The 12,083-nt window shown below is 36.8% G+C and carries 10 protein-coding genes; 2 read left to right on the forward strand and 8 right to left on the reverse strand.

Annotated elements, in window-relative coordinates:
* Positions 1-97: 97 nt before the first annotated feature.
* The 7 genes from AC3WSK_RS18700 to gpr all read right to left on the reverse strand — a co-directional run bounded on the left by AC3WSK_RS18700 (position 98) and on the right by gpr (position 10,171).
* Entirely contained in the window at positions 98-253 is a 156-nt protein-coding gene (locus AC3WSK_RS18700; RefSeq protein WP_170939016.1) for a hypothetical protein, read from the reverse strand.
* 497 nt (positions 254-750) lie between these two features.
* The gene (gene lepA / locus AC3WSK_RS18705) at positions 751-2,577 is read right to left on the reverse strand and encodes a translation elongation factor 4 (RefSeq protein WP_079562889.1); all 1,827 of its coding nucleotides are present in this window, start codon (positions 2,575-2,577) and stop codon (positions 751-753) included.
* Positions 2,578-3,543: 966 nt separating this feature from the next.
* Positions 3,544-3,813: an FmdB family zinc ribbon protein gene (locus tag AC3WSK_RS18710; RefSeq protein ID WP_240518341.1), complete on the reverse strand. Its 270-nt coding sequence runs from the start codon at positions 3,811-3,813 to the stop codon at positions 3,544-3,546.
* 20 nt (positions 3,814-3,833) lie between these two features.
* Positions 3,834-5,012, reverse strand: a complete 1,179-nt coding sequence (fmdA, locus tag AC3WSK_RS18715) for a formamidase (RefSeq protein ID WP_079562888.1) — start codon at positions 5,010-5,012, stop codon at positions 3,834-3,836.
* 839 nt (positions 5,013-5,851) lie between these two features.
* Complete coding sequence (locus AC3WSK_RS18720) at positions 5,852-7,747, reverse strand: acyltransferase family protein (RefSeq protein ID WP_492414372.1); 1,896 nt, start codon at positions 7,745-7,747, stop codon at positions 5,852-5,854.
* Positions 7,748-8,256: 509 nt separating this feature from the next.
* Positions 8,257-9,102, reverse strand: a complete 846-nt coding sequence (gene spoIIP, locus AC3WSK_RS18725) for a stage II sporulation protein P (protein WP_240518340.1) — start codon at positions 9,100-9,102, stop codon at positions 8,257-8,259.
* 52 nt (positions 9,103-9,154) lie between these two features.
* Positions 9,155-10,171: a GPR endopeptidase gene (gene gpr, locus AC3WSK_RS18730; protein WP_427483558.1), complete on the reverse strand. Its 1,017-nt coding sequence runs from the start codon at positions 10,169-10,171 to the stop codon at positions 9,155-9,157.
* Between the two features lie 162 nt (positions 10,172-10,333).
* On the opposite strand from gpr, the gene rpsT reads away from it, so the two are divergent.
* Positions 10,334-10,582: a 30S ribosomal protein S20 gene (gene rpsT / locus AC3WSK_RS18735; protein ID WP_079562884.1), complete on the forward strand. Its 249-nt coding sequence runs from the start codon at positions 10,334-10,336 to the stop codon at positions 10,580-10,582.
* Between the two features lie 142 nt (positions 10,583-10,724).
* On the opposite strand, the gene holA is transcribed toward rpsT, so the two are convergent.
* Complete coding sequence (gene holA, locus AC3WSK_RS18740) at positions 10,725-11,735, reverse strand: DNA polymerase III subunit delta (RefSeq protein WP_079562883.1); 1,011 nt, start codon at positions 11,733-11,735, stop codon at positions 10,725-10,727.
* 164 nt (positions 11,736-11,899) lie between these two features.
* Here holA and AC3WSK_RS18745 point away from each other — a divergent pair, with 164 nt between their 5' ends.
* On the forward strand, positions 11,900-12,037 hold the full coding sequence (locus AC3WSK_RS18745; RefSeq protein ID WP_079562882.1) for a YqzM family protein: 138 nt from the start codon (positions 11,900-11,902) through the stop codon (positions 12,035-12,037).
* The last annotated feature ends 46 nt before the right edge of the window (positions 12,038-12,083 follow it).

Genomic DNA, 12,083 nt, shown 5'->3' on the forward strand with positions numbered 1-12,083 from the left:
TTTCTTTAAATTTAACCATACAAAAACTGCACCTCCAATTGTTAGATTGAGTGTCTAATAATTGGGGAGCAGTTCAATGATTGTGGAGGGCTACGAATTAAACGCCTAAAGATTCTCTTATTTTGCTTACTGCATCTTCTATTTCATAAGATGTTTCAAGTACCTCAGAATTTTCTTGGTGATTCGATTGAATGTACCGAATGATTGTATATAAATCATCAATCATTTCGTCATCATTTTTATATATTTTCATTTTGTTCCCTCCTTGATGCTACTTAATCATAACAAAAAGATGGATGAAGGCATAAAAATAACGCTAGCTTATGCTACATTTACTCGTTTACTGTAACATGATTATGTATGTAAAAAAGAAAATGGCGCACATTGTACGCCAAGTGTCATCAAATATAATACTTGGAAAATTAGTGAAACATTAAAATCAGTTTAACTATCATTCATTGCGTCACACACATGCAACAATATTAATGAGAATGGCTCACCTGTTAAAACTGTATAAAAAAGATTGGGGCATAGCTGAGCTGCCGTAACAGAAGATCGCTATGTCCACCTCACCGAGAAAATGGCCAGAGATGATGCGAACATCTTTGATTCATTCGCTCAAGATATATAAGAATTGATAACGTATTTTTTTATGGTGGTTAAATGGTGGGGAACCCTACCATTTAACCCTTATATAAATTATCTAAATACGTTACAAACCCTTATCACTACTGACTTATCACTACTGAATTACTTCGAATCATCCATCTTCAGAACAGCCATGAATGCTTCTTGTGGTACTTCGACTGAACCTACTTGTTTCATACGTTTTTTACCTTCTTTTTGTTTATCAAGAAGTTTTCGTTTACGAGAAATATCCCCACCGTAACATTTTGCTAAAACGTTTTTACGCATCGCTTTAATTGTTGAACGAGCGACAATTTTTTGTCCAACAGCTGCTTGAATTGGTACTTCAAATTGTTGGCGTGGGATTAATTCTTTTAGTTTTTCAACGATGACTTTACCTCGCTCATACGCAAAGTCACGGTGCACGATAAAGCTTAGTGCATCGACTTGCTCACCATTTAATAAGATATCCATCTTCACTAGTTTTGAAGTCTGATAACCAATGAGTTCATAGTCAAATGACGCATAGCCCTTCGTATTTGATTTTAAATAATCAAAGAAATCATAAACGATTTCTGATAACGGCATTTCATAAATAATGCTGACACGTGTAGTATCGATATAATCCATTGTCATGAAGTTACCGCGTTTTAATTGACAAAGCTCCATAACAGCTCCTACATAATCGTTCGGTACCATAATGGTAGCTTTTACATATGGTTCTTCCACTCGATCAATTTTTTGAGGATCCGGCATAAATGACGGGTTGTCAACTTTAACTGAAGATCCATCTGTCATGTGAACATTGTAAATTACAGAAGGCGCCGTTGTGATTAGATCAATGTTAAACTCACGCTCAATACGCTCTTGAATGATTTCCATGTGTAAAAGCCCTAAGAAGCCACAGCGGAAACCAAATCCCAGTGCTTGCGATGTCTCTGGCTCATATTGAAGTGCAGAGTCATTAAGCTCTAACTTTTCTAACGCTTCACGTAAGTCATTATATCTCGCTGTATCGATTGGATATAATCCGCAGTATACCATTGGATTTAAACGACGATAACCTGCTAATGGCTCAGCTGCTGGGCGATTAGCAAATGTAACTGTATCCCCGACACGAGTATCCCCTACATTTTTAATGGAGGCTGTTAAATAGCCTACGTCACCAACTGTTAATTCAGACTGTGCTACAACTTTCGGTGTGTGTACACCAACTTCGATAACTTCAAATTCTGCTCCAGTAGCCATCATTCGAATTTTATCGCCAGGTTTTACTGTACCATTCATAATTCGAATGGAAATAATAACACCTTTATAAGCATCATAAACAGAGTCAAAAATAAGGGCTTGTAAAGGTGCTTCTGGATCACCAGTTGGTGCAGGCACTTTCTCTACAATTTGTTCTAAAATATCTTCAATTCCGATACCAGCTTTAGCAGAAGCTAAAACCGCTTCAGAAGCATCTAACCCGATTACGTCTTCAACTTCTTGACGAACGCGTTCTGGGTCTGCAGCTGGTAAATCGATTTTATTGATAACTGGTAAAATTTCAAGGTCATTATCAAGAGCTAAATAAACATTTGCTAGTGTTTGTGCTTCAATACCTTGTGCTGCGTCTACAACTAAAATAGCACCTTCACAAGCAGCTAAACTACGTGATACTTCATATGTGAAATCGACGTGCCCTGGTGTGTCGATCAAATGGAATGTATACACTTCGCCATCTTTTGCTTCGTACTTTAATTGTACCGCATTTAATTTAATCGTAATGCCTCGCTCACGTTCTAAATCCATTGAGTCAAGGAGCTGTGCCTTCATTTCACGAGATGTTAATGATTTCGTTTGCTCTAAAATACGGTCAGCAAGCGTTGATTTCCCGTGGTCAATATGTGCAATAATAGAGAAATTTCGAATATTCTCTTGTCTTTTTAAACGTGCTTCTCGGTTCATCTTTTCCACTCCTAATTAAACTATAATGAATTATACTATGAATGATATGCAAAGTACAACAACAACTAGACTAGAAAGCCTATTACATCAATACTTGTAAGTGTTTTATGCGGTTTTTAGATTTTGCAGGTTAATGTATATTACAGCATGATTTCGAGGCTATTTGGGGCTAGTTTGGGACTAATAAAATACGGCGAGCGTGTGTAAAAGAATGCGTAAGTCAGAAAGAGTGAGGCTAATTGCTTCAATCTTTTTTGTTGGTAAATTATAAGAATATCTCACTTACATAAAAATAGCACTATACATATTTGTCCAAGGAATATGTTCAGAACATCTTTCGCATTTATCTACATTTTTATCACGTAAAATACCACTCTCTAAAAAGACATGCCATTGTTTATCCGATTAATAATAAACTTCACGAGTATAATTCGAAAAATTTCCAGAAGATTTACGAGGCAGATATCAAGAGATCGACCTCTTCCTCACAGATGAAAATGATCAAATCCACTGCGAAATATTAGGAGTATTTGTTGGAATTGGCTAGAGATCCATACACTGATGTTTGATGAAGATATTCGTGGATTATGTTACGGTTCTAACTTAATTATTAGAAATCGAACAAATTACTTAACAAATGATATGCCTCTCCGTTTGTCAGAATTGTGTCTAAGTTATGTCCAGACAAGCTGTTAAACCGCTAGGCGCTTTAATAATGCACTTCAAGACTCCACAAAAAGCTGATTGGCCATTTTACAACGGGCAATCAGCTTTTTTGTCGTTTAGAGATGATTAATATACGTTGAATTGAAAACTACTCGCCACTTAGCTAACGCTTGAAGTGGGAGTCTTCTGTCGGGATCTGAAAAAAAAACCTACCGACAATTATTTTCGCCTATCACAGTAGGCGCCTCTGAACGATAGAATGGCATCTTTATCCAATATATCCAATGAAGCAATAGGTGCTTACCCGAATTGCCACGGACGATTTGCGCCCGCCTTTTTCCTTGGCTTATTGGTCCCTAATTCTTCTCGACTCATAATTTGCGGTTCCATTCCCTTTTCGATTTGCGAACTAAGTGCTCTCGAAAGTGTATACACATTCGGTGCAAAATAGACTCGATTTGACTCTAATTGGCAAATAGGACAAATTGATTTGTCTTTATTCCCTGCCATCGATTTAAAAAATAACGTAAAATCTCCACAATCATTGCAACGAAATGTGTAACTAGGCAAGAATAAACCTCCTTATCCTATCATTTTGGCATAATATTTTTATCGAATATTTTTGTAGGGATTGCAATGGTACAACAAGCATTTGGAACATCAACTATGCCATTGATTCGACTTTCAACTGGTGCTGTACTCAGCAACATATAGGCTTGTTCACCTGTATAACCAAGCGTTTTTAAATACTCAATGGCATTCAAGCATGCCCGACGAAACGCAAGATTAGCATCTAAATAATGTTGTTTCCCATCCTTATTATCTACTGAAATCCCTTGGAAAACGAGGAAATCATTATAGTTTGGATCTACTGGGCCCGGTTGGAATACAGGATTCTCGTAAATTTTATAGGTTTCCATGCCACCTTTAATGACATCCACCTTTAGATCAATCCATCCTGCCATCTCGATACCACCACAAAATGTGATTTCTCCATCCCCTTGTGAAAAATGAAGATCTCCTACCGATAACTTAGCCCCTTCCACAAATACTGGGAAGAAGATTTTCGACCCTTTAGATAGATTTTTAATATCACAGTTTCCGCCATTTTCCCTTGGTGGTACTGTTCGAGCTCCTTCCTTAGCTACTCGATCAAACTCAGCCCCTTTTAATGTGCCGAGCACTGCCCTCTCCGGAGTCGGTGCATTGGCCAACGTTGGAACCCGGGCCGGGTTGGTCATGATGAGTTCTTTTTCTCGTTCATTCCATTTTTGCAAAAGTTCCATAGAGGGAGCAACGCCTATTAAGCCAGGATGGACAATCCCAGCAAACTTCACACCAGGTACATGTCTCGAAGTCGTATAAATGCCTTCAAAATCCCAGATTGATTTAGTTGCTTCTGGAAATTCGTCAACTAAGAAACTTCCCCCATTCTCTCTTGCGAAAATGCCGTTAAACCCCCACGCCGAATCTTGAAAAGTACCAATATCTAAAATATCTACGACAAGTAAATCTCCAGGTTCAACGCCGTTCACATAAACCGGTCCACTCAACACATGAACACGTGCAAGATTCACATCCCGAATATCATTTGGACTATCATCATTTTTAATTTGTCCATCTGTCCAGTCTTTACATTCCATTCTAAAAGAAGTGCCTGGATCTACTGAAAATGCTGCTGGTATGTCTGGATGCCATCGATTGTGACCAGGATGCGCCTGTTCTTCCATTGATTTGCTTAAATCTAGTTTATACAGAGTTTTCACCATTTGCTTTACTCCCCCCAGTTTCTATGTAAGTGATGTATGCGATTTCATATTATCAAAGATAAATAGTAACGTCAAATTATTCTGAATATTCTATCTCTAGATTGAGAAATAAACTAGAATTAATTGAGGGTAGTCAAATGTATTATTTCTTATTTAAAAACCACACACACTCAGTATTCCCTTCAACTCATCTTAATTACCTAAATTCTCTGATTATTTAGCAAAAAAATGGATGCATACAACTATTTATATAAAGTTGGATTATTTAATTTCTTTGTCATTTATTGTGCATCTAAAAATGGTTTGTAACTAGGCTCATTAATCTTTTTTTATGCAAATATGTATCGACAATAAAGTACAGTATACTGGAACGCCAATGTAGAATGAAAATCTCGTATCTGGACTGTAGGCTGAGTCTATAAAAATTTACGGTCATGTATTAAAGGAATTAGGGGAGGAATCTGTAACACTGTTTTGTCAAAATTTATTGGCAAGCGTGGCAAATTTCAGGACTAACAACTAGTCCCACACGCTCTGAACCCTTGATATAAATGGGATACTTCAAACTAGTATGAACCTTATACAAACCACAACATTAGAACGGTATAATTCCGTGACATCCGCCGGAGGCTTTGGGCCAACACGATGTTGGTCACTCAGTCGTTGCCACAGGACGTGGCGTACTTAGACTGAGTTCCTCTATTTCAGCGGGTGTTTGGACAACCACTGAAAGAAGTTAAATCAATGGTTATTTTAAATAGAGTGCCAGAGTGCTTAAGATTTTCCTACAAAAAATATCCAGCTACACTTACGTGCACTCTGGATATTTTATTACTAAATTATATATTGACTGATTGTTGAATTAGGCTCGTTAACGTATTAATACCTTTTTGTTCTAAATGTACGCCATCTGGAGCAAAAAATTCTGGATGATTAATAGCAGTCGAATGCCAATCAATCAATGTAATATTATCATGCTCTTGAGCTTTTTGTTGTAATGAATAATTCACTTTACCTTCCCAAGCACGTGGTACCCGAGTATTCACTAAATAAATATCGGCATTGACGAAAGCTCCAAGTAGTGCATCAATCTGATCATTCGTAAAGAAACCATTTGTGCCAAGTTGAATAATAACAGCTTTATTTGGCTGATTAAAACTAGCATAATTAGGTGCCAATTGGATTGCTTGTGAAACTTGGCGGCCAATTTTTGCATCAATCGTAATGTTTGGATAGATATTATGCAAACTTGAAGCGATGTCTATCATTAAAGAATCTCCAATTGCTAATATTCCATTATAGGATTCACTTTCAGGGTTAGCAGTTGTATCATTTTCACCCTGCTTAGGTTCTTCTTTGTCAGGAGGGCTAGCTTCAGCTTTTTCATTCTCAACATTCCCTGAGTCGCTTTCTAGTGCTTCTTTTTTCGCTACGGCATCATTCTGCTTAGACGGTTGTTCTCCACCATCGATTTTAATTTCTGTTGGTTGAGACTCTTTTGACTCCGTTTTTTCTTCACCTACTACACCTGTCATCCCAGTAAAAAATACTAACAGGAATAGTGGAACGAGCACCGTTGAAATTTTTCTAGCAATTGTAAGGCTGCTCCACTTATTTTTATTAACGACAAGGTGCTGTCGATAGTAGGCACGGAATCCTTCCTTCCGTATTGGCATTTCGATAAATCGATACGATAATTCAGCAATCATTAAAATAAGAACTAATTGTAATGCAACTCGCCAGTACGCAGGATTACCTATTTCATGGACTGGCGTACCCAATACCATAATCGGATAATGCCATAGATAAATTCCATACGATCTTGAACCTATCCAACGCAGAGGCTTCAACGAAAGTATTTTTCCTAAAATGCTAATTGGATGACAAACACACGCTATTAATATAGCTGCATTCAAACAAAATAGGAACATACCTCCTCTATATAAGAAAGTTTGATATTCATCTACAAAAATAATACTTAAAATGAAAATACTAAAAGCAACCAAACTTATTGCATTTAGTTTATTGACATGGTCGGTAGATAATTTTTGAGAAGATAGTCTTTTCATCGGCCAAACGAGCGCTAGCCAGCAGCCTATAAGTAATTCAAAAGAACGCGTATCTGTCCCATAATATACTCGACTTGGATCCGCTCCTGGTTCATACATTATGCCCATTAACACAGCTGAGCATATTGCAGCGATAAAGATATAAATGGCTAATTTAGCCTGCTTTTTAACAAGATAAAGCCCTAGCATTAACACAATTGGCCAAATTAGATAAAATTGTTCCTCAATGGCTAAAGACCATAAATTTTTTATAGGTGAAGGAGATCCAAAACTATCAAAATAAGAGAGTTTATGAAAAATGAACCACCAATTACTTGAATAAAAAATAGAGGATATTGCATCTCCACGCAATGTATCTAGAAGCTCCTTATGAAATAAGGTAGCCCAAGCGAATGAAGTAATAATCATTACGTATGCAGCAGGTAGTAGGCGTCGAAATCGCCCAATCCAAAATGCCCCTAATCCTACCGTTAACTGATTTCCTTTTAAGGGTAAAACAGTAGAAGTAATTAAGTAACCCGATAAAACAAAAAAGATATCAACTCCTAGGAACCCACCACTGGCCCATTTGAAGTTAAAATGATAAGCTATCACAGCTAGTACTGCTAAAGCTCGAACCCCGTCTAACCCAGGGATATAACGATGATTGACTGCCTTGCCTGACATAATATTCCGTCCTCTTCTTCCGGTAATCCATAAACCTTTGCGACATTTTTATAGTGTAAACGTTAGTTTTAAGTTACATCGTCCCCTTTTAACGATTGAATCAGTGCATTCACTTATATAAATGACGGATGAGTATTGATAAAAGTTTACATTTTATCACATAAACAACATGAAATTTTTCTCATATGTATAGTTGCCCCCTTTATCCTTTTTGGAATAAAGGTTCATTTTCCCCATAAAAAAAGCATCTCCAAAAAGGTAGATGCTTTAAAAGCGTATTTCGCCTATTGCATATGCCGCAAAACTTTTACAATTCAAAGTCAAATCTTTATGTGCTGACTCGAAAATTATAAGGCAAGAAACGAATAATTAAAAGGCTTAACCTCTATTTTTCCTAAAAAAATTTCTAGCATTTTTGTAAACAATTATTCTTTTTAAAAATATTAAATGTAACGCCTAATTGGCAAAAATAGAGACTATTATGATATTCTCTAATATTATTGTTTTTACTATTGTTTTTCTGTAACAAAAGATTTTGCTATAGCTTTTCCTATTACAGCAATTGTACGATTCAATTCTTCTTCTGTATTGTCAATTCCACCTATTTCGATTAAAATCATTTCTTTTGTTAAATCTTGATTATAACGTCCATCCACATTGTCACCACTTTTTGATATAACACCTCTAGAAATTTTCGGCACGATTTCATTCATTGTAGCTGATAAACTTTCTGCATACGCAGTATTCCATCTATAATTTTTATGCTCTGCACCAATGACAATTGCAATCCGTGCATATGATTCGTTATTATGAGTTATCGTTGTCGCATTTTTCCTGGCAGAATCTCGATGCAAATCAATCACTAAATCGTAGGATTGCTCTTGTAAACGTTTTGCTAAATAAGGACGTACAACGTTGTAAGCTGCCGGAAAAAGTTTTTTCTGACGTTTTAATTCCTTCATCACATCAACATCTAAAACGTCCGTTTGTATACCGTTCATACTAAAATGCTTAGAAATAGTATCTTTTAAATTAAAAATATTTGTTTTTTCATCATAAACTGCCGCTTTCCCGCTAACAGCTTGCACCATTGGTTGATATGATTCCTGTGAATGCGTAAATACTAACAATACTTTAAATGGATCTTTTATTTCCTCTTTAGTTTCCTCTTTTGTCTCCTCTAGGACACTTTGTTCAGGTAAATTAGTAGCGGCAAACACGACTGGTTTATCCTCTGGCTCTTTAATCGGAGTCGATGCTTGCTTGTTGAACGGAAGTTGCCCAGCAATGACAGGTAATACGAAGAAGAACAATAATAAACCAAATGACCACTGTAGTTTTTTTAGCAAAGTCACACCCTCCTCCCCTTATCGTATGGAGAGGATGTGCCTTTTAGAACGGAAAAAATTATAGATTATTTGCCCAATTCATAAGCATAGATGATACGAGTTTTGCATAATTATCTATCCAATAATCGGCTTCTTTTGGAGTAACCATCAGCTGTTTATGCGAGCCTGCGAAAGTCTCTGCAAACAATTGCTGACGCTCTTCTTTAGACCACGTAGCCCATTCACCAAAAATCGGCTGTACTAAAGACATGTCTAGTTCTTTATTTATATCTGGTTGCCAAGAAGACAATGACAATTTTGATGAAGGGTTACTCCGCTCTGACACTCGTGCAGCTATAGAGCGTAGCATTACCTCTACAGCATCGGCAATTAATACAGGTGCATCAACTACTGTAGGGATACCAATTGCAGTAACAGGAATGCCTAACATCTCATATGAGATCTCCTTACGCTTATTTCCTACGCCTGAACCAGGGTGTATCCCTGTATCCGTTAATTGAATTGTTTTACATAAGCGATCACTAGCTCTTGTTGCAAGTGCGTCTACAACAATAATTAATTTTGGCTTTAAACGTTCAGCTATGGCCGCCACAAATTCACCAGTTTCATAGCCTGTTTGCCCCGTTACACCAGGCGCATACATGACGAACTTTTCATCAATTACATCTAAACTATGCAAATGATCAATAAGATATGGTCCTATAGCATCTGGTGTAATTGTACGATTACCTAGACCAATAATTAATATTTTGTCATCTTCTTTCCATGACATGGATTCATGCATTTTTTTAAAATTCCCAAGCAATTCTTTCTCAAGCTGCTCAAATCCATCTCGATCTTCTAACGTCAAAGTAGGCACAGAGAGAGTAATGTACTGCCCCTTCTTTTTCCCAATTTGCTGCTCGCCTTCTGCACTTACTACTACATCAGTAATTTTTACCCGACCAGCATTCCGATCTTCAATTTGAATACCACTCGACTCTTCAAGCGTTTCTTTTTGTTCTTTCGTTTGATGTAATACAACCTCTTCAGATTCATCGATTAAATCTGTACGTTGCCAATTAAAATTTTGCATACAGTTCACCTCAACTGTAGTTTGTTCAAACTGTCAAGTAAATATTCTTTGCATTTATCTATTGCAATTTGGCCAAGCGTTTGTTAAAATGATTTTTGTTGTATTGACACAAGAAATCAATGAGAAGATATCATCTCGTACCTATTTTAGGAGGTGAAACATATGCCAAACATTAAATCTGCGATTAAACGCGTAAAAGTTAACGAAAAAGCTAACGCTGCTAACACTAAAGCTAAATCTGCAATGCGTACTACAGTGAAAAAAGCTGAAAACGCTGTTGCTGCTAAAGCTGAAAACACACAAGAACTTTTACAAGCAGCTTACAAATCTTTAGATAAAGCAGCTTCAAAAGGACTTATCCACAAAAACGCGGCGGCTCGTAAAAAGTCTCGCCTTGCTAAAAAAGCGTAATTGTTGTAAAAGATCAGTATACTCTATTAAGAGTTGCTGATCTTTTTATTTATAAGAAAAATCAATTACGCCTAAAAGAGCTGCCCATATCGCTTCGGACAGCTCATCAATAGTTGTTTTTATTCTACACAACCGTTATCCCTTAAAGTCGGCGAAGTAAGAAGAGTTCTAAAAAACGCTCACGATTGCCTCCTGTTGATTTCAGTTGTAAATCGACCTCTGCTAACTGATATAAAGCCTTCAATAAGCTTTCCTCTGACGGACGATTACGCTGCTCAACCATTAACTTGACACGATAAGGATGTATTTTTAAATTTTTTGCGATTTGCTGTGGATGATAACCCTTTTTTAATAAATAAAAGACATTGGACATCGTACGCACATTTGATGCAAGTAATCCAACAAGCATGATAGGCTCTTGCTTTTGACGTAGTAAATCGTGATAAATAGACAATGCTCCAACAGAATCGTTTGCAAAGTAAGCATTTAACATTTTAAAGGCATCCTGCTCTAATGTTTTTGCTACTAAATCCTCGACTAGCGTGGCAGTTATTTCACCACCATCTCCAACATAAATAGTCAGCTTCTCAATTTCCATTTGCAACTGTAGCATATTTGGTCCAACCATTGCGACAAGCTGCTCAATCGCATTTTGTTTTATGCTGTTGCCTTCTGCTTTCACTATACTTTGTATCCACACAGCTAAGTCCTGTTCCTTTGGAGTTTCAGCTTGGACTAATAACGCATGCTCCTTCATCATCTTTGTCACTTTTTTACGTTCATCCAATTTCTCATACGGCGCGATAAATACTGTTACTGAAAAATCAGAAGGGTTAGCGAGCCATGATTCTAAACGCTTTATATCATGGTCAATTTTTTCTTTTCCCTTTTCTGTTGCCTTTAAAAAAGATGCGTTTTTAGCAATAATAAGCTTTCGCTCAGAGAAAAAAGGAATGGTATCTGCTTCATCTATAACGACATCTACTGGCATTTCTTCCAAATCAAATGTTGACATCTCGATCTCTTCTTCGGACCCTATCGCTTCTTTTAACCGTTTAACTGTTTCGTCTATAAAATAGCTTTCTTCACCAACGAGTAAATAAACTGGTGAGAGCTGTCCTTTTTTAATATTATTCCAAACCGTTGAAATCATAATTTTCCCTCCATGTAGCAATACTACTAGTATACATGATTTTTATTCCTCTGTGACTTTGACCGAATTGTGTCGATTCCTTGCCATATGGCAAATTCTCCGTTTCTTTATAGCTTTTATGAAATTGATGTCTTATAATAAATAACAGAATTGGAGGGATAACAATGAATCCATTTGAAGGAAAAAACATACAATGTAGCCGTAACGATGCAACCGATTCTGGAGTTGGCTTCGGTGTATCATTTGGGATGTTTACGCTTATGTTTCTTATCGCAATTATAGTAGAAGTAGCATCTAGATAATTAATTTTATGTCTAGGAAAAGACCTTGCTCATTGGACAAGGTCTT

The organism is Lysinibacillus sp. EB271-A1-10B (genome assembly GCF_058791335.1).

Bases quoted from the DNA above. Each gene is read 5' to 3' on its own strand.
- AC3WSK_RS18700 (WP_170939016.1), bottom strand. From the start codon at position 253: ATGAAAATATATAAAAATGATGACGAAATGATTGATGATTTATATACA.
- lepA (WP_079562889.1), bottom strand. From the start codon at position 2,577: ATGAACCGAGAAGCACGTTTAAAAAGACAAGAGAATATTCGAAATTTC.
- gpr (WP_427483558.1), bottom strand. From the start codon at position 10,171: ATGCAAAATTTTAATTGGCAACGTACAGATTTAATCGATGAATCTGAA.
- holA (WP_079562883.1), bottom strand. From the start codon at position 11,735: ATGATTTCAACGGTTTGGAATAATATTAAAAAAGGACAGCTCTCACCA.
- AC3WSK_RS18745 (WP_079562882.1), top strand. From the start codon at position 11,900: ATGAATCCATTTGAAGGAAAAAACATACAATGTAGCCGTAACGATGCA.
- rpsT (WP_079562884.1), top strand. From the start codon at position 10,334: ATGCCAAACATTAAATCTGCGATTAAACGCGTAAAAGTTAACGAAAAA.
- AC3WSK_RS18720 (WP_492414372.1), bottom strand. From the start codon at position 7,747: ATGTCAGGCAAGGCAGTCAATCATCGTTATATCCCTGGGTTAGACGGG.
- fmdA (WP_079562888.1), bottom strand. From the start codon at position 5,012: ATGGTGAAAACTCTGTATAAACTAGATTTAAGCAAATCAATGGAAGAA.